The organism is Sphingomonas sp. PP-CC-3A-396 (assembly GCF_004343105.1).
In the GTDB taxonomy this organism is placed as follows: domain Bacteria; phylum Pseudomonadota; class Alphaproteobacteria; order Sphingomonadales; family Sphingomonadaceae; genus Sphingomonas.
In genome coordinates, this window is the sequence record NZ_SLYF01000009.1 from 89131 (window position 1) to 112285 (window position 23155).

Below are 23155 nucleotides of genomic sequence, written 5' to 3' on the forward strand. Positions count from 1 at the left end.
CTAGCGGGTCGCTACGTTACTGGCACCAGGGCCGCTCGCGATACCATTTGGTCAGCACGTATTTGACGCCCTGCTCGACCGGCATACCCTGATGCAGCGATCCGGGATTCGGCCTGCCCAGCGCATCCATGTTGTTCCAGATCACCAGATTGCCGGCCTTCGGTGCGATCACCACGCCAGCGGTCGGAAAGTTCGTCCGCCCGCCCAGTGCCGGCTCGTTGAGAAACGTCATTGCCGACCATGTCCGCTGTCCGCCGATCGGCACCTGGTTCCGCCAGTAATGCTGGCCAGTATCGAAGAAGTCATGATGCGGTTTGAACTCTTGTCCGACCGCATAGCGCTGACCCTGTAAGGCTTCGCCAAATATTGGCTCGATCCCGGTGACATCGTCGAGTCTATTCTCGACCACCGTCACCGCATCGGGTCCAGGATAAAGATAACAGGTTTCGCTGGTCCGATACGACGGCACCGGATCATCGGAGACGACGGGCGACGGTACACGCTCGGCATCGATGAGCCGAATCAGCGCCTGGCATTCCTCGACCGTGATGAAATTTCGGACGACGTAGAGTTCGACGCCATTGGCCGGGATCCGGACAGCACCGGGATAATGCGCGATCCGTTCCCGAACACGCGCCGCAGAATCGGAGCGGGCCAATGCTTCCATGTGCCCATCGCGTAGATCAAGTGCTGACAATGGTGCGGAAATCAGCGAAGTGTTATGGGAGTCATCTGTTGGCCAAGCGCCAGTATCTAAAAATTCAGACATGTTTCGATCGCTTTAATCATCCACCCTTTACTGGGCCGATATCAATATTCTTAATCTAGGTTTATATTTTAATTGATGCATCTTTAGCAGCTAACATACGTTTATCAAGTACGACCAACACAGGTTTGGCTCGGTTCGGCGATTTATCGCTACCACCCCGCCACGATGGATGCGCTAAGTCGCACCAAGCCAAAGAGTTCGGGAACATCCCATGCGTCGCTGCCGGCGACGACACGGATGACGCGATTTGACCGACATCGGCGGAGACAGGGCATGAAGCCGTTCACGAAAAGTCTGTTCCCATTCGGACGCAAACCTCCGCTCGGCAATGCTTTGGCCGATCAGGTTCCGACTATCCCGGTGTTTTCCTTAGAAGTCTTGCCTGTCCGCCCGAAACGACGGCGAACAGTCTTGCCGGAAACCGCGGTCATGAGAGGGCTTTGCTACGCAGCATTGCCGTCGGCGATGATCTGGGGCGGCATCATCTACCTGTATTTCGGGTAGCCGCGCAGGCCGGCGACATCCGGCTCTCCCCTGACTGAAACGCGAACGCGCTTCGCGCACCACTCTTTATCGTCCTCGCGCTTCGCGGGGCCAGGATACCCATGTTCAAAAACATTCTCGCAGGCGCTGCGGCGTCGTTGCTGGCGCTTGTCCCGCAACCCGCCCCCGCGCAGCGTCTCATCCTGCCCGGTGCGTTGTTGCTCGCGGGCTATCGCGCCACCTGTGGCCCGGTCGACACGATGATCCAGCCGATCGACGACATTGCCGCCGCCTATAAGGGACGGATCATCCTGCATCCGCGCGTTCTCAACCTTCCGCGTGCACAGCAACTCTTCTGGTACACGCACGAATGTGCTCACCAGATCTTTGGTCCGGGCGAAGCCGCCGCCGATTGCTGGGCAGTGCAGCAGGGCCGGATCCAGGGCTGGCTGTCGCCGGACGAACTAGCCAAACTGGGCGCGACGATGCGCGACTTTCCCGGCGACGCGACCCACATGGATGGTCGCGGCCGACTGATCGGCATGCAGAAATGCTATGCTCGCTGACGATTGCCGCATCAGGCGCCCGGTGCGTATCGCCGCGCGGCCCGATAGAGTCCGACCCGCGTCCAGCACGGTCGACGGGATTTGCAGTCCAATCGATGGCCATTGCGCAACCCGGATTGCCAAAGCGACGTTATAGACCCCACGCATGATCAAGGTCGCCAGCTACAATATCCATAAGGGCATCGGGCTCGACCGTCGGCGCAATCCCGAACGCGTGGTCGAAGTGTTGCGCGAGATCGACGCCGACGTGATCGCGCTGCAGGAGGCGGATCGCCGCTTCGGCGCGAAGGCCTGCGTGTTGCCGCATCACCTGCTCGAGGAGCACAGCGACTGGAAGCCGGTCGATTTTGGCCTTCGCGCGCTCAGCATGGGATGGCATGGCAACGTCATCCTTGTGCGGAAATCGGCGCGCGTCATTGCCAGCGAACCGCTGCATCTGCCGGCCCTTGAGCCGCGCGGCGCGGTAATGGCCGACGTGCAACTCGCCGGCGGAACGATCCGCGTGCTCGGCATGCATCTCGATCTGTCGGGGCTTTGGCGGCGCAAGCAGGCAGCGGCGATCATGAACCATGTCGATACCTGCGCGCATCGGCATCCGACGGTGATGATGGGCGATCTCAACGAGTGGAGCGCGGGCGCCGGATGCCTGCGCGACTTTGGGCGCGACTATGCGTTTGCCGAGACCGGCGCGAGTTTCCATTCGCGGCGCGCGATCGCGCGGCTCGACCGGATCATGGTCTCGCGCGAACTCAAAGTCGTGGAATGCGGCGTGCATGCCAGCCCGGCGGCGCGGAAGGCATCGGATCACCTGCCGATCTGGGCTATGCTCGAACCCAGGGCAACGGCTCCATAATCGATACCGAGGATGTAGAATGCGCGAGAAGGAACTGCGACTGGCGCTCGTCTGCTATGGCGGGATCAGCCTGGCGGTCTACATGCATGGCATCACCAAGGAGATCTGGCGTCTGGTTTGCGCTAGCCGGGCATTCCATGACGGCGAGGCGCCGAAGGGTGGTAGCCAGGGTGTGTATCACGCGCTGCTCCAGGAGATCGAGGATCACGCATCGATCCGGGTGCGCGTGCTCGCCGACATTATCGCCGGCGCGAGTGCGGGCGGGATCAACGGCATCTTCCTCGCGCAGGCGATCGCGACCGGACAGAGCCTCGATCCGCTGACCGACCTGTGGATGACGTCGGCCGATGTCGAGGCGCTGATCGATACCGAGGCGGCGCCGAAGTCGCGCTTCTCGAAAGCATGGGCGATGCCGCTCGCGTGGATGGCGGCGGGACGGAGCACGGACAAGGTCGAAGCGCTCGACGAGCCGACCCGCGAGGAGGTGCGGACCAAGCTGTCGCATTTCATCCGGTCGCGCTGGTTCGAACCGCCGTTCGGGGGGAAGACCTTCACCAACCTGCTGCTCGATGCATTCGACGCGATGGGCGCGAGCGAGCGCGGACCTCGGCTGTTGCCACCCGGCCAGCCGCTCGACCTGTTCGTGACGGTCACCGATTTCTCGGGGCATCCCGAGCGGTTGCAGCTCAATTCGCCCGCAGAGGTGGTCGAGACCGAGCACCGGCTGGTGGTCGACTTCACCGATCATGGCGGTGCGACCGAGACACTTGCGCCGCGCGCGGAACTGGCATTTGCGGCGCGCGCGACATCAAGCTTTCCAGGGGCTTTTCCGCCGTTCACGGTCGCCGAACTCGACGGCGTGCTGAAGCAGCGAAAGATCGCATGGCCGGAACGCAGCAACTTCCTCGCGCGCGTGCTGCCACGGCATACCGCAGCCAACGCAGCCGAGAGTGCGGTGCTGATCGACGGATCGGTGCTCGCCAATGCACCGTTCCGCCCGGCGCTCGATGCGCTTAAGCAACGCCCTGCGCGGCGCCAGATCGACCGACGCTTTATCTATATCGACCCCTCCCCCGGCATCAAACTGCGGCTCAATCGCGGTGAAGGTACGCCCGGCTTCTTCCAGACGATCATCGGCGCGATCAGCGATATTCCGCGCCAGCAACCGATCCGCGACAATCTGGAGGCGATCGCCGAGCGCTCGGCACGGATCGACCGGATGCGCGGGATCGTCACCGCAATCCGGCCCGAGGTCGAGGCGGACGTCGAATCGCTGTTCGGCCACACGCTGTTCCTCGACCGACCGACCGCGCCGAGGCTGATCGCATGGCGGCGGCGCGCGCAGAAGGCGGCGGCGGCGAGTTCGGGCTATGGCTTCGTCGCCTATGGGCATCTGAAACGCAGCGCGGTGATCGAGGCGCTGGCGGGGCTGCTGTACGAGGCCGGACGGCATCACAGCCCGCGGCGGCTGACGCAAATTCGTGCCGCGATCGTCGCGCAGGTCGCGGCGACGGGCGCGGACCAGCTTGGCGCGGGCTTTGCGAACGGCGCAAGTCCCGCCTCGATCGCATTCCTGCGGACCTTCGACATCGGCTTTCGTATCCGCCGGCTCCGGCTGATGGCGCGGCGCCTGTCGGAGGTCGAGACCGCCGCCGACGAGCCCGAACTCGCGCCGATGCGCGACGCGATCTACGAATCGCTGTCGCCGTATCTCGATCGGTTGCGCGGCGAGATGCATGCCGGGATGCACGACGCCGTGCGCGCGATGAAAGGCGATGCGACCGGTGTCCTGGAGACGCTCGGGCGGACGTTCGATCTGGAGCGGCTCGATGCGGAGACCGACCAGCGGCTGGCGGAGGCGTTCGCCGCGCTCGCCAAGCCCGCACGGCGGACGTTGCTGCTCGCCTATCTGGGCTTTCCGTATTTCGACACCGCGACGCTGCCGCTGTTGCAGGGCGAGGGGCTCGACGAATTCGATCCGATCAAGGTCGACCGGATCGCGCCCGACGATGCGACCGCCATCCGCTCGGGCGGCGCCGAGGCGACGTTGAAGGGGATCCAGTTCGGCACGTTCGGTGCATTCTTCAGCCGTGCCTACCGCGAGAACGACTATCTCTGGGGGCGGCTGCACGGGTCGGAGCGGATGATCGACATCACGGTCTCGACCTTGCCGCAGACGGTGCGGATGAAGCCGGGCCGGGTCGCGGCGATCAAGCGGGCGGCGTTCCTTGCGATCCTCGACGAGGAGGAACCGCGGCTGACCGCGATCCTGCCGCTGATCGCGCAGTTGCGGACGGAAATCGGCTAAAGCTGGCCAAACGCGCGATCTGGCGGTAGCTCTGGGCCACTCGCCGCTTCGGCTGCGGGCGAAGACATAGAGGTGGCCGCATGCAGTTCCTGAAAATCCTGTTCTGGTGCCTGCTGGCGTTCGTCGCCGCGGTGTTCACCATAAGCAACTGGAACGCCGTCCAGATTCAGCTCTGGGGCGGGCTGATCGCGGACGTGAACCTGCCGCTGCTGCTGTTCGTCACCTTCCTGATCGGGTTCGTGCCGACCATGATCTACAATCACGCGATCCGGTGGCGCCTGCGTCAGCGCCTGTCGACCTGCGAGCGCGAACTGCTCGAACTGCGCACGCCGCGGCCCGAGCCGGTGGCGTTCGTGCCCGCCGAAACGCCGGTAACGATCGCGCCGCTCGGCGCGCCGACCGCAGTCCCGCCGGGCGTCGCGTAATGAGCAACCGCATCTACGTCGCGCTCGACACGCCCGATCTGGCGCGCGCGAAGGCACTCGCGGCGCGCGTCCGCCATCATGTCGGCGGGATCAAGCTCGGGCTCGAATTCTTCTCCGCGCACGGCCAGTCCGGCGTGCATGCGATGGCGGAATTCGGCCTGCCGATCTTCCTCGATCTCAAGCTGCACGATATTCCGAACACCGTCGCCAAGGCGGTGCAGGCGCTCGGCCCGCTCGAACCCGCGATCCTGACGGTGCATGCGAGCGGCGGCCGGGCGATGCTCGAGGACGCCAAGGCAGCCGCGCCGATCGGCACGAAGGTGATCGCGGTGACGATGCTCACCAGCCTCGACGCTGCCGATCTCGCCGCCACCGGCATTACCGGCAGCGCGCACGACCAGGTCACGCGCCTGACCGAACTTGCGAGTGAATCCGGTGTCGACGGCATCGTCTGCTCAGGCGCGGAGGTTGCTGCGGCGAAGGCAATCTGGCCCAAGGGGTTCTTCGTGGTCCCCGGTGTCCGCCTGCCCGACGGCCAGATCGGCGACCAGAAGCGCGTCGTCACGCCGCGCCAGGCGCTTGATGCTGGGGCTTCCATCCTTGTGGTGGGCCGTCCGATCACGCAAGCAGAAGACCCCGACACCGCCGCCCGCGCGATCGGCGCGACGCTCTGATCCCTCTCCCATCGGGAGAAGGGTTTTAGGAACCAGCATGACCACCGCCAAGATCTGCGGCCTTTCCAACCCCGCGACGCTCGACGCTGCGATCAAGCACGGCGCGAGCCATGTCGGGTTCGTGTTCTTCCCCGCGTCGCCACGCCACGTGACGTTCGCGAAAGCCGCCGAACTCGCGGCGCGCGTACCCGATCACGTCGCGAAGGTCGGCGTGTTCGTCGATCCCGAGGACGAGATGCTCGAACAGGCGGTCGCATCGGCCGCGCTCGACGTGCTGCAACTCCACAAGGTGACGCCCGCGCGGGCCGCCGCGATCCGCGCGAAGTTCAGAATCGAGACGTGGGTCGCCGTTGCGGTGCGCACGCGAGGCGATCTGGATGCGGCGCATGGCTTTACCGGAGTCGCCGACCGGATACTCTATGACGCCAAGACCCCGGACTCGGCCGCATTGCCGGGCGGGATGGGCTTGCGGTTCGACTGGGACCTGCTCGACGGGTTCAGACATCCGCTGCCCTGGGCGCTATCGGGAGGACTCGATCCGGCAAATGTCGCGGAGGCAATCCGCCGCACCGGCGCCGAACTCGTCGACGTGTCGTCGGGGGTCGAAAGCGAGCCCGGTATCAAGGACGAAACCAGGATCGCGTCGTTCCTCGCGGCTGCGCACACCTAAATTGTTCACCCGCGAAGGCGGGTGCCCAGACTGGATCCCCGCCCTCGCGGGGATACACGTCTCGCGGATAGAAGGGCTTGGCGCACCGTACCGAGGTGCTAAAGCGCTCTGCATGAACGCTCCAACCCTCGCCCCCAACTCCTACCGCGCCCAGCCCGACGAGCGCGGCCATTTCGGTGATTTCGGCGGCCGCTATGTCGCCGAGACGCTGATGCCGCTCGTCCTCGAACTCGACGAGGCGTACCGCGCCGCCAAGGCCGACCCCGCCTTCAAGGCGCAGTTCGACGATTTGCTCGAACATTATGTCGGTCGCCCAAGCCCGCTCTATTACGCCGAGCGCCTGACCGAGGCGCTCCGCGAGTCCGCTCCGGAAGGCATGGGAGCCCAAGTGTGGTTCAAGCGCGACGAGCTCAATCACACCGGCGCGCACAAGATCAACAACTGCATCGGCCAGATCCTGCTCGCCATGCGCATGGGCAAGACGCGGATCATCGCCGAGACCGGTGCGGGCCAGCACGGCGTCGCCACCGCCACGGTCTGCGCGCGCTTCGGCCTGCCCTGCGTGATCTACATGGGCGCCAAGGACGTCGAGCGCCAAGCGCCCAACGTATTCCGCATGAAGCTGCTCGGCGCCGAAGTCCGCCCCGTGACGAGCGGCGCACACACGCTGAAGGACGCGATGAACGAGGGCATGCGCGACTGGGTCGCGAACGTCCACGACACCTTCTACATCATCGGCACCGCCGCCGGTCCGCATCCGTATCCCGAGATGGTCCGCGATTTCCAGAGCGTGATCGGCACCGAGGCGCGCGCGCAGATGCTCGCGCGCGTCGGTCGTCTGCCAGACATGCTGGTCGCGGCGATCGGTGGCGGCTCGAACGCTATCGGACTGTTCCATCCGTTCCTCGACGATGCCGATGTGCAGATGCTCGGCGTCGAAGCAGCGGGTCATGGCCTCGACAAGCAGCACGCGGCGAGCCTTGCGGGCGGTTTCCCCGGCGTGCTCCACGGCAACAAGACGTATCTGTTGCAGGACGAGGACGGCCAGATCACCGAGGCGCACTCGATCTCGGCGGGTCTCGATTATCCCGGCATCGGGCCGGAGCATGCCTGGCTGCGCGATATCGGCCGCGTTCAGTATGACAGCGCCACCGACACCGAGGCGCTCGACGCGTTCCAGCTGTTGTGCCGCACCGAGGGCATCATTCCCGCGCTGGAGCCATCGCACGCGATCGCGACCGTGACCAAGAAGGCGCGCGAGATGCGGCAGGACCAGATCATCCTGGCCAACCTGTGCGGCCGCGGCGACAAGGACATCTTCACCGTCGCGGAAGCACTCGGAGTGGCGATATGAGCTCGATTGACGGGCAGTCCCCCTCCCTCACCCGTCACCCCAGCGAAAGCTGGGGTATCAATGGGGCGGGTGCCGTGGTCGTCAACCGGAATACCCCAGTTTTCGCTGGGGTGACGGGTGTTGGCGTGGCTCGGGATATACGTCGAGCGACGACTATTGCTTGGGAGGGGGGCAAGTGAGCCGCCTCGCCACCACCTTCGCCCGAACGGCATCGGAAGGCCGAGCCGCGCTCGTCGCATTCGTCACCGCGGGTGATCCCACCACCGAGGCCACCGGCCCGATCCTCGACGCGCTCGTCGCCGGCGGCGCGGATGCGATCGAACTCGGCATGCCGTTCACCGATCCGATGGCCGACGGCCCCGCGATCCAGGCCGCGAACATCCGCAGCCTCGCGCAAGGCACCCGCACCGCGGACATCCTCGCCACCGCCACCGCCTTCCGCGCACGCCATCCGGACGTGCCGCTGGTGCTGATGGGCTACGGCAACCCGATGCTCCGGCGTGGCGCGGACTGGTTCGCGCAGGCCGCCGCCAACGCTGGCGTCGACGGCGTGATCTGCGTCGACGTGCCGCCCGAGGAGGACGACGCACTCGGCCCACAACTTCGCGCCGCGGGGATCGACCTGATCCGCCTCGCCACCCCCACCACCGACGCCGCCCGCCTGCCGACCGTTCTCGATGGCGCGAGCGGCTTCCTCTATTACGTCTCGGTCGCCGGCATCACCGGGCTCCAGCAGGCCCAGCAATCCTCGATCGAGGATGCCGTCGCCCGTCTCAAAGCCCAGACCGACATCCCGATCGCGGTTGGCTTCGGCATCCGCACCCCCGAGCAGGCCGCCAACGTCGCGCGTGTCGCGGACGGCGTCGTCGTCGGCTCGGCGATTGTCGAACTGGTCGCACAATACGGCGCCGCTGCGGCCGAGCCGGTTCGCGCCTATATCAAGTCTCTCGCCGACGCCGTCGCGTCCGCACGGAAGGTCCCCGCATGAGCTGGCTCAACAGCGTCCGCAACGTCCTGCCCTTCGTCGCGAAGCGCGAGACGCCCGAGAATCTCTGGCACAAGTGCAAGGGCTGCGGGCAGATGGTCTTCACCAAGGAGCTCGAGGACAATCTCTACGTCTGCCCGAAATGCGATCACCACGACCGTATCGGGCCGAAGATCCGCTTTGCGCAGTTGTTCGACGAGGGCAGCTGTTCGGAACTGCCGGCGCCTAAGGTCCCCGAGGATCCACTCAAGTTTCGCGACCAGAAGCGCTATACCGATCGCCTCAAGGCGGCGCGGACCGACAATAGCGAGCAGGATGCGCTGATCAACGCACGCGGTGCGATCGACGGCCACCGCGTCGTCGTCGGCGTGCAGGATTTCGGCTTCATGGGTGGCTCGATGGGCCTGGCCGTCGGCGAGGCCTTCGTCCGCGGCGTCGAGGCGGCGATCGAGGACCGCGTCCCCTACGTGATCTTCACCGCGAGCGGCGGCGCGCGCATGCAGGAGGGCATCCTCAGCCTGATGCAGATGCCGCGCAGCACCGTCGCGATCCAGATGCTCCACGATGCCGGCCTGCCGTACATCGTCGTGCTGACCGACCCGACCTCGGGCGGCGTGATGGCAGCCTATGCGATGCTCGGCGACGTGCAGATCGCCGAGCCCAAGGCGACGCTCGCCTTCACCGGCCGCCGCGTGATCGAGAGCACGATCCGCGAGAAGCTGCCCGAGGATTTCCAGACATCGGAATATTATCTCGAGCACGGGATGATCGACATGGTCGTCCACCGCAAGGACCTGCGCGAACAGCTCGGCACGGTCATCGGGTATCTGAGCGCGCGCGAAGCAGCGTAATCGCTACTCCCTCTCCCCTCCGGGGAGAGGGTCGGGGTGAGGGGCAGCCAAGCAGTACGCCGCCCGGAACTGCCCCTCACCCCAGCCCTCTCCCCGGAGGGGAGAGGGAGCCAAGAATGCCCGACCACGCCGTTTCCTCGTGCCCCGCAGTGCAAGCGCAACTCGACCGGCTGACCGCGCTGTCGCCGGGCGCCGATATCCTGGGCCTCGAGCGCATCACCGCGCTCCTGAGCCGCCTAGGCGACCCACATCTGTCGCTCCCCCCGGTGTTCCACGTCGCCGGCACCAACGGCAAAGGCTCGACCTGCGCCTTCCTCCGCGCTGCGATCGAAGTCGCCGGCCACAGCGTGCACGTCTATTCCTCGCCGCATCTCGTCCGCTTCAACGAACGCATCCGCCTCGCGGGCAAATTGATCGAGGACGATCTTCTCGCGGCCTTGCTATCGGAAGTCCTCGACCAAGCCGCCGACCTGCAAGCCAGCTTCTTCGAAGTCACCACCGCCGCCGCCTTCCTCGCCTTCGCCCGCATACCAGCGGCAGCGACCATCGTCGAAGTCGGTCTCGGCGGCAGACTCGATGCGACCAATGTCATCCCGAACCCGGTCGTCACCGGCATCGCCGCACTCGGGATCGATCACCAGTCGTTCCTCGGCGACACGCTGCTGGAGATCGCCGGCGAGAAAGCGGGCATCGCCAAGTCCGGCGTGCCGCTCGTCACGATGGACTATCCCAAGGCCCTCCGCGCAAAGATCGCCGCGGTAGCCGCCGCCGCGGGTGCCCCCGTCCACGCGCGCGGCACGGCCTGGACGAGCGAGACCGCACGCTCGACCGTCCGCTACGAGGATACCGGCTTTTCGGTCGTCACCAACCGCCCCCGCCTCGTCGGCGCGCACCAGTCCCGCAACCTCGCGCTCGCGATCGCGATGCTCCGTCATCAGGGCGCGCTGCATGTTTCCGAAGCCGCGATGCGCGCCGCCGCCGACTGGGCGCATTGGCCAGCCAGGATGCAGCGCCTGTCCGATGGCCCCCTGCTCGCACGACTCCCGACGGGCAACGAACTATGGCTCGATGGCGCGCACAACCCCAATGCCGCGAAACCGGTCGCGCGAGCGCTGCGAACGCTGGCGAAGGGGCGTCCGGTCACGCTGATACTCGGGATGCTCGCCAACAAGGATGCAGAGGCGGTGATCGGCATTCTGTCGCCGTCTGTCGGGCATGTCGTCGCCATCCCGGTGCCGGGGCACGCGCATCACGCTCCCGACACACTCGCAACGCTTGCACGAAGCTTCGGGAAAACGGCTGAAACGTCGTCCACCCCGGCCGCTGCACTCGAGCTGATCGCGGCGCGGAGCGAAGAGGCAAACCTCGTCCTGATCGCCGGTTCTCTCTATCTCGCCGGTGAAGTGCTCGCGACGAACGACCAGCCGCCGGACTGAGCTCTTATTGCTATTGACTATCAATAACGGACGCGCGAGTTTGTGGACACCACCACGGAGTCGCGTGAATGACCGATACCCGCCCCAGTTCGACGCCCAGTTCGACGCCGGCCACGACCAATTTGCTCGCCAACGCGACGGCGTTGCTGCCGCATCCACTGCCGCCTTGTGAAAATGCGCGAATCGCCTTGTTCGCACTGCGGCGGATGGGTGCGCATGGCCTCGCCGACGCCCGCGCCGCGCACACGATGTTCACCGCTTTCGGGCAGAGTTTTCGTCGTCCGCTGGTACTATTGCGCGCGCTGATGGCCGACCTGGCGGGCACGTCGGCGGGAACGATCGCGATCGCGCCATGCTGCTGCGCGCGGATGACCCCAGCCGAGTCGGCGATGCTGTCGATCCTCGCGCGGGTCGAGACCGCCCCTGAGACAGCCCGCTATCTGACGACCGATCTACTCGGCGTCCGCCGTGTCGACGGCGTCCTCGCCAGCGCCGCAGCCGTCGCCGCCGCGTTCGCCGACGAGGGGCGACCGGTCACGATGTAAGGCTAAACGGCCTCGCCAGCTCGCGCGTCGCCCTCTCCCTCGACGCCGGCGCTGCCGATCGAGCGGTCGATCATCCCCGACCGGCTCATCCACCAGAACAGCACGATCCCTGGTACCGCGAGCACCGTCGTCAGCAGGTAGAAATCGACATAGCCGAACGCCTCGATCAGCGCGCCGGCGGTCGTGCCGGTGACGATTCGTCCGACGATGCTTGCCGCTGCCGAGATCAGCGCAAACTGTGCCGCGGTGAAGCGTAGATCGCACAGCGCGGAAAAATAGGCGATCACGACCACGCCGCCAAACCCGCTCGACGCGTTCTCGAAGCCGATCGCCGCCGCCATGCCGGAGTTTGAGTGCCCGGCCGCCGCTAACGCAGCGAACGACAGGTTCGAGACGCCCATCAGCACGAGCGACAAAAGCACCGATCGCTTCATCCCCATCCGCGCGTACAGAATGCCGCCGATGAAGATGCCGACGAGATACGCGATGAAGCCGATCCCGACATCGTAGAACGCGATCTCGTCGCCGGTGAAGCCGAGGTCGTCGAACAGCAGCCGCAACGTCAAATTGGCGAGCGTGTCGCCGACCTTGAAGATCAGGATGAAGGCGAGGACGATGAACGCCCCCTCGCGCGAGAAAAACTGGACGAACGGCCCCCAGATCGCGCGAAACCCCTCGGCTAGACCACGCCGTTCGATCGGCGGGCGGCGGCGTTCGGGCTCGCCCAGCGCCAAGCCCGCCAACACCGCGGGTAGTGCGAACACCACACATGCCAGATAGGCGGCGTTCCAGCCGGCGCGTTCGGCGACCACCAGCGCCAGCGCGCCCGAGCCTGCTGAGCCGATCCGCCAGCCATATTGGCTCATCCCCGATCCGACGCCCAATTGGCGCGGTTCGAGCGTCTCGATCCGGAACGCGTCGATCACGACGTCGAACGTCGCGCCCGCCGCGCCGACCAGGATCGCCGCGGTTGCGGTGGAGGCGATGCTGGCCGCTGGGTCGATCAGCGCGAGGTTGACGACAGCCGCGACGACTAGCGCGGCCGTGATGATCAGCCAGGAAACACGCTGGCCGAGCCGCCCGATCACCGGGAGGCGGACGCCATCAACGACCCACGCCCACAAGAATTTCAGATTATAGACGAGAAACGCAAGACTGAACGCGGTCACCGTCTTCTTGTCGATGCCGCTCGCTGCCAGCCGGGTGGTCAGCGTCGCGCCGATCATCGCATAGGGGAAGCCCGACGATATGCCGAGTGCGAGCGCGGCCAGCGGGGCCTTCTCGACATACGGTCGAAACCCGTCACTCCAGCTTTTGCCTTCGGTTCCGTCCATCGCACTTACGCTCCCACTCGCTTGCGGGAGACCCTAACGGGAAATCGCAACCGCGCTACCCGTCAGGCGATGGAGCGCGGGGGAAACGTCAGGCTTTCGCTTCGAACAGCGTGAAGCCGTACGGAACGCGCTTGGGCTTGCTGCCAGCGCGCGTCGCCTCGATCGCCTCGATCGCAGCGATCAGGTCGCGCGGTGCGTAGGGCTTGGCCATGCAGCCGGCGGCGAGCGTCGTCGCCTCGATCGGGCAACTCCCTGTAACGAACATCACCGGCACGCCGCGTGCGTGCGCCGCGCGCGCGACGTCGATGCCCGAACCGTCCGCCAAATTCACGTCGACCAGCACCAAGTCGATCACTGTGTCGCTAGCCAGGATCGGCAACGCATCCGCGACCCGGTCGATCGTCGCCACGATCGTGAACTTCGCTTCGGCGAGGAAATACTCGGTGTCGAACGCTACCAGCGGTTCGTCCTCGACGACGAGGAGCCGGACGATCTGCCGCTTTTTCTTGCCGAACAACATTGCCGAAAGGCCCCCGGTCGCGCGCGAAAGGTCGTTACGCTTGCGGGTGTTAACGCACCGCAGCACGAACGGTCGCAAATATTTTCGCGCTGGCGGCCGATCCATAGTATCAGCCGCGCCATGACGACTTCAAAAGACGATAACCCGACTGCCAGCCCGTCGCCCGACGCGCCTGCAACTCCTGCCACACCGATCAAGGGCGACCGCATCGCCAAGCTGCTCGCCCGCGCCGGGATCGCCTCGCGCCGCGATATCGAGCGGATGATCGCCGAGGGGCGCGTCGCGCTCAACGGCTCTACCCTCGACACACCCGCGACGATCCTGCGCAACTTGGCAGGCGTGACGGTCGACGGCGATCCGGTCGAGGCGCCCAGCGCAGCGCGGCTGTTCCTGTATCACAAGCCGACCGGACTGCTCGTCACCGAGCGCGATCCCGCCGGCCGCACGACGATCTACGATCGCCTGCCACAGGATCTACCGCGGCTGGTGCCGGTCGGTCGCCTCGATCTCAACACCGAGGGGCTGTTGCTGATGACCACCGATGGTGGCCTCAAACGCCAGCTCGAACTGCCCGCGACCGGCGTCGAGCGCGCCTATCGCGCGCGCGCGTATGGCAACATCACGCAGCCACAGCTCGAGGAACTGATCGAGGGGATCGAGATCGAGGGCGTGCGCTATGGCTCGATCAACGCGAATATCGAGCGTCGAACCGGCGCGAACGTGTGGATCGAGATGATCCTGACCGAGGGCAAGAACCGCGAAGTCCGCCGCGTTCTGGAGCATCTCGGGTTGCAGGTCTCGCGGCTGATCCGGACGCGCTATGGTCCGTTTGTGCTCGGCGACCTGCCGCCGGGGCAGATCGGCGAAGTGCTGCAGCACGACGTCGTCGCGTTCCAGAAGGAGCTGGCGAAGGGTCGGCCCGAGGGTCCGGGCGCGCGCGCCAATATCGGGATCAGCGCGAGTGCCGGTGCGGGCGCCGGGATCGGCGCACGTTCGAGCCAGCGGGGCAGCAATGCCGCCCGTCCTGCGCCGACGGGGCGACCTGCGACGGGTGCAAGGCCGACACCGGGTGCGCGGCCAGCTCCCGGCGGTGCACGTGCCCCGGTCCGCAGCCCCTACACGGCGCCGGCGAGTTCGGGCTTCTCCAGCGGCACCGTGCCGACCGATCGTCCCTTACGACCTGCACGGCCCGAACGGATTCGCCCAACTGCCGCAATGCAGCGCGGGGACGTCAACGATCCCTGGGCGCGGCCGGATACGCGGAATGCCTCTCGGCCGACGGGCACGCATCACGCCCGGCCGACCAGTGGCGACATGTCGAAGCCTTATGTTCGTCAGGAGCGGGCGGATCGCGGCGAGGAGCTCAGCACCAGCCCGAAGATCAAGCATTTCCGTGCTGCCAAGCCGCCGCGCGATCGTGCAGCCCCGTCTCGGGTCGGCGCCGGGGGCACCGTGACGCCACGTCGCGCCGATACGCCGCAGCGTCAGGAGCCGCAGCGTGGTTTCCGTCCGCAGGCCGATGATTCGCGCGGCCGCAGTTCGCTAGACAAACGTGCCGCGCGCAGTGCTTCCGGACGTCCGGGTGCCGAGCCACGGCCGGTGCGCGATGCGCCGGCACGGCCCGAGCGGGGGACTCGCCCCACGGCGCCCGGCAAGGGGCCGTCGGGAGGGCGCGGTCATCCGCCCCGTGCACCACGTGGAGGGAAACGCTGATGCGTATCATCGCAGGGCAGTATCGCGGGCGCCAGATCGCCGCACCCAAGGGTGACACCACCCGCCCGACCGCAGACCGGATGCGCGAGACGTTGTTCTCGATGCTGACCAGCCGCGTTGGCAGCTTCGAGGGGTTGGCGGTCGCCGATCTGTTCGCAGGCTCGGGCGCGCTCGGGATCGAGGCGCTGTCGCGCGGGGCGGCGACGTGCATGTTCGTCGAATCGGACAAGCTGGCAGTCGACGCGCTGAAGGCCAACCTCGCCAAGCTTGAGATCCGCGGCGATGTTCGCGCCACCTCGGTGATGGCGCTCGGACCTGCGCCGGCACCGCTCGACGTGATCCTGATGGACCCTCCGTATAATACCGGTGCCGGACTCGTCGCGCTCGACAAGCTGTCGCGGCTGGGTTGGGTCGGGCCGGCGACGTGGATCAGCCTCGAGACGGCCAAGGCCGAAGTCGTCGAACTGGCCGGCTTCGAGGTCGATGCGACGCGCGTGCACGGCAAGGCGCGACTGACCCTGTTGCGGCCAGTTTCAGGGTAAAAGCGTGTTCTCCCGCGAAGGCTGGAGCCCAGTCTGGGCTCCCGCTTTCGCGGGAGAACAAGTTAGTGGTCGGTTGTGCGACCCAGGATAAGCAGCCCGCCTAAACTCAACACGCCCGCCGCCATCAGATACCCGCCAACCAGCCACAGCCCGCGCGGTGCCAGCGCCTCCGCCACGATCGGCGCGAGCGCACCGCCGAGCACGCCGCCCAAGTTGAACGTCATCGACACCCCGGTATAGCGCACACCCGCCGGGAACAGGCTCGGCAGCCATCCACCGAGCGGTCCGTAGGCGAACCCCATCACGAACAGCGCGCCCGACAGCCACAGCCACACTGTGAACAGCGATCCCGAGCCGAGCATCGGCCCCATCAGTGCGCCGACGCCGATGCATCCGGCAAACCCGATCGCGAGCATCCGTGCCGCGGAATGCCGGTCCGCCAGCACGCTGGCCACGATCACGCCGCCTGCCAGGAACCAGATCGCGACCAGTTCGACCGCCAGAAACGCCTCGCGAGAATAGCCGAGCGTCTTGGTCCCGTAGCCAAGCGCGAATGCGGTCGCGAGGTAGAACAGCGCGAAGCACGCAATGACGCCGAACGTGCCGGCCAGCGTCGCGCGCAAATGCTTCGTCAGCAGCGTTGCGATCGGCACCTTGGGCAACGCCTCGGTCGCCTCCGCTTCGAGGAAGGCGGGCGTCTCGGTCAGCTTGAGGCGCACCCAGAGACCGAGCCCGACGAGGATCGCGCTCAACAGGAACGGGATCCGCCAGCCCCAGGCAATGAACTGCGCCTCGTCGAGTACCAGCCCGATGATGAGGAACAGCCCATTGGCGGCGAGAAAGCCGACAGGCGCCCCGAGCGGCGGGAACATGCCCCAGGTATTCTTGCGGTGCGGCGGCGCATTCTCGACCGCGAGCAATGCCGCCCCGCCCCATTCGCCGCCGAGGCCTAACCCCTGCCCCAGCCGCATCAAACAGAGCAGCGCTGGTGCGATCCAGCCGACCTGCGCGTAGGTCGGCAGGAAGGCGATACCGACGGTCGATCCGCCCATCAGCAGCAGCGATGCGACAAGCGTGGATTTCCGGCCAACACGGTCACCGAAATGCCCGAACACGATCGCGCCGACCGGGCGAGCGACGAAGGCGAGCCCGAACGTCGCATAGCTCAGTAGCAACTGCGCGGAGTCGGATTGGCCCGAGAAAAACAGCGGGCCGAACACGAGCGCGGCGGCGGTGGCGTAGATGTAGAAGTCGTAGAACTCGACCGCAGTGCCGACCAGGCTGGCGGCAAGGATGCGGCGGTTGGAGGCTAGCGTCGTCATCCTGACGGCATCGCCTCCGGGGCGGTTCCGGTCAACCGATTGCGGCTTACGATCCTCCCCTGCCAGGGGGAGGTGGCGCGAAGCGACGGAGGGGGAGGACACGGAACGTAGGTTCCCCATTCCTCCCCCTCCGTCTGGCTAGCGCCAGCCACCTCCCCCTGTCGGGGGAGGATCAGACTGGCAGGACGATCCTTGCGATCAGTCCGGGGGCGTTGTCCGCAAGTTCGAAATGGCCGTCGTGGAGCCGCGCTACCGCTTCGATCAGCGCCATGCCGAGGCCTGCTCCGGGGGTCGAGCGCGCGCTGTCGAGACGGCCAAACCGTTTCAGCGCCTGTGCACGGTCGGCGGCGGCGATGCCGGGGCCGCGGTCCTCGACCTGGATCGCCACGCCGTCGGTGCGGTGGACGATGCGCAGCGTGACCTCGCCGCCCCCGGCACCGTGGCGGAGCGCGTTGTCGATCAGGTTGGTGATCGCCTGACTGATCAACTCGCGGTGCAGCTTCATCGGCGGCGGGCGGTCGTCGATTGCGATCGTGAAGACGAGGCCGGCATCCTCCGCAACGGGCGCGTAGAGTTCGCCGATCTCTTCGAGCAGGTTCGCGGGCGACACTTCGATGAAGCGATCGCGCGAGACTGAGCCCGAGCGGCTGATCTCGATCACCATCGTCAGCATCCGCATGACGAGATCGGTCTCGACCAGCAGCCCGCCCAGCGCCGCCTCGCGCGCATCCGGATCGGCGATCAGCACCGCCTGCTCGGTCTTGGTGCGCAGGCGCGCTAAGGGCGAACGGAGGTCGTGCGCGAGGCTGTCGGTGACGATTCGCAGTTCGGCCATCACGCCTTCGAGCTTGCCGAGCATGACGTTCAACCGTGCGGCCAGACGATCGAACGCGTCGCCACCGCCGGCGACCATGTCGACGCGACGCGAGAGATCGCCCTCGCCCGCCGCTTCGATCGCCTTGGCGATGCCATCGAGCCGGCGGCCGACATAGCGCGTGAGAACGAGTCCACCGACCACGCCGAGCGCGAGCGAAAGGAACACGGCAACCGCGAGCGCGCGTTCGATCGCGCGCTCCTCTGCGGCGATCAGGTCGAGATTGCGCCCTGTGAGTAGCCAATAATCGCCCAGCGGGTGAAGCGCGTAGCCCGACTCACGCGCCGACCAGAGTTCGTCGGCGCCGAGCCGCGCGATCCGGAAATGCGTAGTTTTAAGGGGTACCGCGAGCCGTTCCGGCGCGATCCCCACCAGCGCCCGTCCCTCCGGGTCGATCACCGCTAGGACGAGCGAAACGTCGCCGGGAACAACCGCACCGTCGATCGCCTGGCGGACCGCGGGGAGCCCACCGCTACGCCAGACTGCGCGCAACGCTTCGGATTGCTCGGTCGTCTCGCGACGGATCGCATCGATCGCGTCGGCGCTGGTGGTCTTCCAGACGAAGCCAACGAGGGCCAGATTGGACACCAGCGCCAGCGCGATCGAGAGCAACGCGATCCGGGCTGTTACCGAAAGGCGAATCACTCCCCCGGATCAGTTTTCAACGGCGAGCCGGTAGCCTGCGCCGCGCACCGTGTGCAGGATCGGTGTCGGAAAGCCGTCCTCGAGCTTGCGACGAAGGCGACCGATATGAACGTCGACCACGTTCGAACCCGGGTCGAAATGGTAGTTCCAGATCTTCTCGAGCATCATCGTCCGCGTCACGACCTGGCCGGCGTGGCGCGCGAGAAATTCGAGCAGATTGAATTCGCGCGCACCGAGCGGGATCGAGCGACCCGCACGCGACACGGCGCGAGCGAGCAGGTCGATCTCGAGGTCGCCAACGGAAAGCTTCGTCTTCTGCGGCTCGGTCGCGGCGCGATCGGAGCGACGGAGCATGGCCTCGATCCGGGCGGAGAGCTCGGCGAACGAGAAGGGCTTGCAGAGGTAATCGTCGGCACCGGCCTTGAGACCATCGACGCGGTCGTCGACTGCCGCGAGTGCGGAGAGGATCAAAACAGGCGTTGCGATACCGGCAGCACGGATCGCGCTGACCATCGACAGGCCGTCGAGGCCGGGCAACATGCGGTCGGCGATGATAAGGTCGAAGATGCCCTCGCTGGCGAGGAACAGGCCGTCGCGGCCATCGGCACAGGCTTCGATTGCATGCCCGGCTTCGGCTAAACCCTTGGCAAGATACGCGGATGTCGACGCATCGTCCTCGACGATCAAAATCTTGCGGCTCAACGCGCTATCACCTTCCCTGCCACCGAAATCGGTCACTATCTCCTGCCCTCATAAACGGAAAGGCCGGCGGAAAGAAGTCTTCCCACCGGCCCCCACGGTACCCCCGGGAGTGACGGGCACCGATCTCTGGAAACGCGTGCGACCGTTGCTGGCCACGGGTCGGTTCTAGGATCGAGCGGGGGTCAGGGCGATGACCGACGGGTGACAATTACGTCATGTTGGTGGGTGGTGGGTGGTGCACGCAAAGGCGCACGCAACGTGAACGGGTTTGTCGATGATGGAGCGCGCCATCAAGGTGAACCAAAGTGCGTCCATACCCCTCCCCGTCATCCCGGCGAACGCCGGGACCCATGGTTGCGGGATTGGTGGTGGTTGCACGCTAACGCATGGTCCGCCGTATCCGTGGGTCCCGGCGTTCGCCGGGATGACGGAGGGGGGAGAAAACCGGGAGGCGCAAGATCGCCGCTCCCGGTGCCTTGTTCCCCCGCGAAGGCGGGGGCCCAGTCTGGGCCCCCGCCTTCGCGGGGGAACAATCTTATTCGCGCTTACTTCTTGTCGAGGATCGCAGCGATCGCCGCGCCGACATGCGCGATGTCAGCCATTCCGTCGACCCGGTGAACCAGCCCCCTGGCGTCGTAGATCGGCAGGATCGGGGCAGTCTTCGCGCGGTATTCGGCCATGCGGTTGTGGACCGTCTCGGCGTTGTCGTCAGGACGGCGCTTGAACTCGGTCGAGCCGCAGACGTCGCAGACGCCGGCTACGACAGGCTTCTTGTAGCGATCGTGGTACCCCGTGCCGCACTTAGCGCAGGTGTAGCGGCCGACGACCCGGTCGATCAGCGCGGCTTCGTCGACGCCGAGTTCGATCACGTAATCGAGCGTGCGTCCACGATCGGCGAGCAAACCGTCGAGCGCTTCCGCCTGCGCGGCCGTGCGCGGATAGCCATCGAAGATGACGCCGTTCGCCGTGTCCGGCTGGTCGAGACGCTCGCCGATGATGCCCGACACGATCTCGTCCGAGACGAGACCGCCGGATTCCATGACCGACTTCGCCTGGAGGCCGACCGGTGTTCCGGCGGCGACCGCTGCGCGCAGCATGTCCCCGGTCGAAAGCTGCACCATGCCGCGCTCGTTGACGAGCGTGGCGGCTTGGGTGCCCTTGCCCGCGCCGGGCGGTCCAAGAAGGATGATATTCACGAAACGCACTCCCCTCGTTCGTGCAGGATTTTTACCGCGTTAGACCCGCGGCTTAACGAAGTCGATTGCCCTTGAGCTTCGCCTTCTTGATCAGATCGCCATACTGGTGCGCCAGCAGGTGCGACTGGATCTGCGTCACCGTGTCCATCGTCACGTTGACGACGATCAGCAGGCTGGTGCCACCGAGGTAGAACGGGATCTGCAACGCGGTCACCAGATATTCGGGCAACAGGCAGATGATCGTCAGATACGCCGCACCTATTACGGTGATGCGCGTCAGCACGTAATCGAAGTAATTCTCGGTGTTCTTGCCCGGACGGATGCCGGGGATGAACCCGCCATTGCGCTTCAGATTGTCGGCGGTTTCCTCGGGGTTGAAGACGACCGCGGTGTAGAAGAACGAGAAGAAGATGATGCCGGCGCCGTACAGCAGCATGTACACGGGCGAGCCGTGCTGCAGATACTGGTTGAGCGTGATGATGAAGTCACCCCACTTCGATTCACCCGCGACGCGCTGTCCGGCGAACTGCGAGATCGTCAGCGGCATCAGCAGCAGCGACGACGCGAAGATCGGCGGAATGACGCCGGCGGTGTTGATCTTCAGCGGCAGATGGCTGCGATCGGCCTGCATGCCGCGCTGCGTCTGGCGCTTGGGATACTGGATCAGGATGCGGCGCTGCGCGCGCTCCATGAAGCAGATGAAGAGGATCAGCACGACCACCGCGACGACGATGCCGATCAGCTTGATCGGATCGAGCGAGCCCGAGCGGCCGCCTTCGAGCAGGTTGACGAGCGTGACGGGGAGATGCGCGACGATGCCGGCCATGATGATCAACGAGACACCGTTGCCGATACCGCGGCTGGTGATCTGCTCGCCGAGCCACATCAGGAACATCGTACCGCCGATCAGCGAGATGACCGCGGCGACGCGGAACATCATGCCGGGCTCGATGACCGCCTGGATGCCCTGTGCCGCGCCGAGCGTCTCAAGGCCGACGGCGATGAAATAGCCCTGCACCGCGGTCAGGCCGACGGTGCCGTAGCGCGTGTACTGGTTGAGGCGCTTGCGGCCCGATTCGCCGTCCTTCTTGATGGCGGCGAGCGTCGGCGACAGCGAAGTCGCGAGCTGCACCACGATCGAGGCGGTGATGTAGGGCATCACGCCGAGCGCGATCAGCGACATACGGCTGAGCGAGCCACCCGAGAAGGTGTTGAAGAAATCGAGCACGCCGCCCTGCGTCTGCTGCGAGAGCAGGCCGAGCGCGGTCGGGTCGACACCCGGCAGCGGGACATAGCTGAGCAGGCGGAAAACGATCAGCGCACCGATCGTGAACCACAACCGCTTCTTGAGGTCGGTCGCCTTCGCGAATTTCGAAAGGCTGATGCTTTGCGCCATCTGGTCGGCTGCGGATGCCATGCGTGTGATCGTCCTGGAAACAAAGAAGGCGGGATGCGTTGTGACCGCCCCCGCCGCTCATATAGGCGCACGGGCGCGCTTGTCTAATGGCTAAGGCGGATATGGATAGGTGGCGGAACCACCCCGTCCATTGATTTACCCTCCCACATCGGTCGCACCCGGACCAATTTACCCATTCCGTTCGTCCCGAGTAGACGTCGAGCTTGTCGAGACGGCGTATCGAAGGAGTGGCCCTCTTGGGTCTTGTACCTCGATACGAGTTCTCGACTGCGCTCGACCTCTACTCGGCACGAACGGGATGGGGAGAGATGGTGAGGGTTGCCGCGGCGCAGCGTCTCAGACGCCACAAACGAAAAGGGAGGAGGCGCACTCGGCACCCCCTCCCCCATCAAGGTCAGGCCTTGAACGACGCCTTGTGCGCCGCACGCTCCTTGTACTTCACGCCCTTCTTGGCGGCGGCCTTCTCGGCTGCGGGGACGAAGTGAATCACCTCGACCTTGCCGCCGATCTTCTCGACCGCTTCGATCGCGCCCTTCGACGCACCGTCGACGGTGAACGAGAGGACCGTGGTCAGCTCGCCCTTGGCGAGGAGGCGGACGCCGTCCTTGCCGCCGCGTGCCAGGCCAGCGGCCTTCAGCGCGTCGTGGTCGAGCGTGGCGTTAGCCTCGATCTTGCCGGCGTCGACCGCGAGCTGGATCGCGCCGAGGTTGACCTCTGCGAAGTCCTTGCGGAAGATGTTGTTGAAGCCGCGCTTAGGCAGACGCATGTGCAGTGGCATCTGGCCGCCTTCGAAGCCGGCGATGGACACGCCCTCGCGGCTCTTCTGGCCCTTCTGACCGCGGCCTGCGGTCTTGCCCTTGCCCGAGCCGATGCCGCGTCCGACGCGCATCTTGGACTTACGGGCACCTTCGTTATCGCGGAGTTCGTTGAGCTTCATGGTAATGCACTCGCTTTCGCTTGTTACGCGCTGG

General features: G+C 65.9%; 22 protein-coding genes and 1 pseudogene. 14 read left to right on the forward strand and 9 right to left on the reverse strand.

From position 1 onward, the window contains the following. Positions 1-16: 16 nt before the first annotated feature. Positions 17-769 carry a 2OG-Fe(II) oxygenase gene (locus tag C8J40_RS17105; RefSeq protein ID WP_132898045.1) on the reverse strand — a complete coding sequence of 251 codons (753 nt, stop codon included), beginning with the start codon at positions 767-769 and terminating at the stop codon, positions 17-19. A 273-nt stretch (positions 770-1042) separates the two neighbouring features. On the opposite strand from C8J40_RS17105, the gene C8J40_RS17110 reads away from it, so the two are divergent. From C8J40_RS17110 to C8J40_RS17165, 12 genes are all read left to right on the forward strand, one after another. After that, positions 1043-1273, forward strand: coding sequence for a hypothetical protein (locus C8J40_RS17110; protein WP_132741555.1), 231 nt, complete (start codon positions 1043-1045; stop codon positions 1271-1273). Positions 1274-1374: 101 nt separating this feature from the next. After that, positions 1375-1818, forward strand: coding sequence for a hypothetical protein (locus C8J40_RS17115; RefSeq protein WP_132741553.1), 444 nt, complete (start codon positions 1375-1377; stop codon positions 1816-1818). A 145-nt stretch (positions 1819-1963) separates the two neighbouring features. Next, the gene (locus C8J40_RS17120; RefSeq protein ID WP_132898046.1) at positions 1964-2671 is read left to right on the forward strand and encodes an endonuclease/exonuclease/phosphatase family protein; all 708 of its coding nucleotides are present in this window, start codon (positions 1964-1966) and stop codon (positions 2669-2671) included. Between the two features lie 19 nt (positions 2672-2690). Further along, on the forward strand, positions 2691-4979 hold the full coding sequence (locus C8J40_RS17125) for a patatin-like protein (protein ID WP_132898047.1): 2289 nt from the start codon (positions 2691-2693) through the stop codon (positions 4977-4979). A gap of 80 nt (positions 4980-5059) precedes the next feature. Next, positions 5060-5404, forward strand: coding sequence for a DUF1049 domain-containing protein (locus tag C8J40_RS17130; RefSeq protein WP_132898048.1), 345 nt, complete (start codon positions 5060-5062; stop codon positions 5402-5404). Beyond that, a complete protein-coding gene (pyrF, locus tag C8J40_RS17135) occupies positions 5404-6078 on the forward strand; it encodes an orotidine-5'-phosphate decarboxylase (protein WP_132898049.1) in 675 nt (224 codons plus the stop codon). Before C8J40_RS17130 ends, pyrF begins: the two co-directional genes overlap by 1 nt. A gap of 37 nt (positions 6079-6115) precedes the next feature. After that, positions 6116-6748 (forward strand): phosphoribosylanthranilate isomerase, encoded by a 633-nt coding sequence (locus C8J40_RS17140; RefSeq protein ID WP_132898050.1) that lies wholly within the window; start codon positions 6116-6118, stop codon positions 6746-6748. 112 nt (positions 6749-6860) lie between these two features. Further along, the gene (gene trpB / locus C8J40_RS17145; RefSeq protein WP_132898051.1) at positions 6861-8102 is read left to right on the forward strand and encodes a tryptophan synthase subunit beta; all 1242 of its coding nucleotides are present in this window, start codon (positions 6861-6863) and stop codon (positions 8100-8102) included. A gap of 175 nt (positions 8103-8277) precedes the next feature. Continuing rightward, positions 8278-9090, forward strand: a complete 813-nt coding sequence (trpA, locus tag C8J40_RS17150; RefSeq protein WP_132898052.1) for a tryptophan synthase subunit alpha — start codon at positions 8278-8280, stop codon at positions 9088-9090. After that, positions 9087-9938 (forward strand): acetyl-CoA carboxylase, carboxyltransferase subunit beta, encoded by an 852-nt coding sequence (gene accD / locus C8J40_RS17155; protein ID WP_056486848.1) that lies wholly within the window; start codon positions 9087-9089, stop codon positions 9936-9938. The genes trpA and accD overlap by 4 nt, the downstream gene beginning before the upstream one ends. A gap of 116 nt (positions 9939-10054) precedes the next feature. Continuing rightward, positions 10055-11374, forward strand: coding sequence for a folylpolyglutamate synthase/dihydrofolate synthase family protein (locus C8J40_RS17160; protein WP_132898053.1), 1320 nt, complete (start codon positions 10055-10057; stop codon positions 11372-11374). A gap of 68 nt (positions 11375-11442) precedes the next feature. Next, entirely contained in the window at positions 11443-11919 is a 477-nt protein-coding gene (locus tag C8J40_RS17165) for a DUF6628 family protein (protein WP_243693470.1), read from the forward strand. A gap of 2 nt (positions 11920-11921) precedes the next feature. Here C8J40_RS17165 and C8J40_RS17170 read toward each other — a convergent pair whose 3' ends face one another. Then, a complete protein-coding gene (locus C8J40_RS17170; RefSeq protein WP_132898054.1) occupies positions 11922-13253 on the reverse strand; it encodes an MFS transporter in 1332 nt (443 codons plus the stop codon). 88 nt (positions 13254-13341) lie between these two features. Next, positions 13342-13773 carry a response regulator gene (locus tag C8J40_RS17175; protein ID WP_132898190.1) on the reverse strand — a complete coding sequence of 144 codons (432 nt, stop codon included), beginning with the start codon at positions 13771-13773 and terminating at the stop codon, positions 13342-13344. Positions 13774-13977: 204 nt separating this feature from the next. Here C8J40_RS17175 and C8J40_RS20810 point away from each other — a divergent pair. Both C8J40_RS20810 and rsmD read left to right on the forward strand, forming a co-directional pair. Then, positions 13978-14679 (forward strand): annotated as a pseudogene (locus C8J40_RS20810) (pseudouridine synthase); the annotation flags it as partial. An 806-nt stretch (positions 14680-15485) separates the two neighbouring features. After that, positions 15486-16028 carry a 16S rRNA (guanine(966)-N(2))-methyltransferase RsmD gene (gene rsmD, locus C8J40_RS17185; RefSeq protein WP_132898056.1) on the forward strand — a complete coding sequence of 181 codons (543 nt, stop codon included), beginning with the start codon at positions 15486-15488 and terminating at the stop codon, positions 16026-16028. A 62-nt stretch (positions 16029-16090) separates the two neighbouring features. Here rsmD and C8J40_RS17190 read toward each other — a convergent pair whose 3' ends face one another. The 6 genes from C8J40_RS17190 to rplO form a co-directional block, all read right to left on the reverse strand. Then, entirely contained in the window at positions 16091-17350 is a 1260-nt protein-coding gene (locus C8J40_RS17190) for an MFS transporter (RefSeq protein ID WP_132898057.1), read from the reverse strand. 172 nt (positions 17351-17522) lie between these two features. Then, complete coding sequence (locus C8J40_RS17195; protein WP_165911497.1) at positions 17523-18869, reverse strand: HAMP domain-containing sensor histidine kinase; 1347 nt, start codon at positions 18867-18869, stop codon at positions 17523-17525. A 9-nt stretch (positions 18870-18878) separates the two neighbouring features. Next, positions 18879-19571, reverse strand: coding sequence for a response regulator transcription factor (locus C8J40_RS17200; protein WP_132741525.1), 693 nt, complete (start codon positions 19569-19571; stop codon positions 18879-18881). A 545-nt stretch (positions 19572-20116) separates the two neighbouring features. After that, entirely contained in the window at positions 20117-20767 is a 651-nt protein-coding gene (locus C8J40_RS17205) for an adenylate kinase (protein WP_107952628.1), read from the reverse strand. A 52-nt stretch (positions 20768-20819) separates the two neighbouring features. Next, complete coding sequence (gene secY, locus C8J40_RS17210; RefSeq protein ID WP_132898058.1) at positions 20820-22184, reverse strand: preprotein translocase subunit SecY; 1365 nt, start codon at positions 22182-22184, stop codon at positions 20820-20822. Positions 22185-22578: 394 nt separating this feature from the next. Further along, positions 22579-23121 carry a 50S ribosomal protein L15 gene (gene rplO / locus C8J40_RS17215; RefSeq protein WP_056047631.1) on the reverse strand — a complete coding sequence of 181 codons (543 nt, stop codon included), beginning with the start codon at positions 23119-23121 and terminating at the stop codon, positions 22579-22581. Positions 23122-23155: the final 34 nt, after the last annotated feature.

Bases quoted from the DNA above. Each gene is read 5' to 3' on its own strand.
- C8J40_RS17105 (WP_132898045.1), bottom strand. From the start codon at position 769: ATGTCTGAATTTTTAGATACTGGCGCTTGGCCAACAGATGACTCCCAT.
- C8J40_RS17110 (WP_132741555.1), top strand. From the start codon at position 1,043: ATGAAGCCGTTCACGAAAAGTCTGTTCCCATTCGGACGCAAACCTCCG.
- C8J40_RS17115 (WP_132741553.1), top strand. From the start codon at position 1,375: ATGTTCAAAAACATTCTCGCAGGCGCTGCGGCGTCGTTGCTGGCGCTT.
- C8J40_RS17120 (WP_132898046.1), top strand. From the start codon at position 1,964: ATGATCAAGGTCGCCAGCTACAATATCCATAAGGGCATCGGGCTCGAC.
- C8J40_RS17125 (WP_132898047.1), top strand. From the start codon at position 2,691: ATGCGCGAGAAGGAACTGCGACTGGCGCTCGTCTGCTATGGCGGGATC.
- C8J40_RS17130 (WP_132898048.1), top strand. From the start codon at position 5,060: ATGCAGTTCCTGAAAATCCTGTTCTGGTGCCTGCTGGCGTTCGTCGCC.
- pyrF (WP_132898049.1), top strand. From the start codon at position 5,404: ATGAGCAACCGCATCTACGTCGCGCTCGACACGCCCGATCTGGCGCGC.
- C8J40_RS17140 (WP_132898050.1), top strand. From the start codon at position 6,116: ATGACCACCGCCAAGATCTGCGGCCTTTCCAACCCCGCGACGCTCGAC.
- trpB (WP_132898051.1), top strand. From the start codon at position 6,861: ATGAACGCTCCAACCCTCGCCCCCAACTCCTACCGCGCCCAGCCCGAC.
- accD (WP_056486848.1), top strand. From the start codon at position 9,087: ATGAGCTGGCTCAACAGCGTCCGCAACGTCCTGCCCTTCGTCGCGAAG.
- C8J40_RS17160 (WP_132898053.1), top strand. From the start codon at position 10,055: ATGCCCGACCACGCCGTTTCCTCGTGCCCCGCAGTGCAAGCGCAACTC.
- C8J40_RS17165 (WP_243693470.1), top strand. From the start codon at position 11,443: ATGACCGATACCCGCCCCAGTTCGACGCCCAGTTCGACGCCGGCCACG.
- C8J40_RS17170 (WP_132898054.1), bottom strand. From the start codon at position 13,253: ATGGACGGAACCGAAGGCAAAAGCTGGAGTGACGGGTTTCGACCGTAT.
- C8J40_RS17175 (WP_132898190.1), bottom strand. From the start codon at position 13,773: ATGTTGTTCGGCAAGAAAAAGCGGCAGATCGTCCGGCTCCTCGTCGTC.
- rsmD (WP_132898056.1), top strand. From the start codon at position 15,486: ATGCGTATCATCGCAGGGCAGTATCGCGGGCGCCAGATCGCCGCACCC.
- C8J40_RS17190 (WP_132898057.1), bottom strand. From the start codon at position 17,350: ATGACGACGCTAGCCTCCAACCGCCGCATCCTTGCCGCCAGCCTGGTC.
- secY (WP_132898058.1), bottom strand. From the start codon at position 22,184: ATGGCATCCGCAGCCGACCAGATGGCGCAAAGCATCAGCCTTTCGAAA.
- rplO (WP_056047631.1), bottom strand. From the start codon at position 23,121: ATGAAGCTCAACGAACTCCGCGATAACGAAGGTGCCCGTAAGTCCAAG.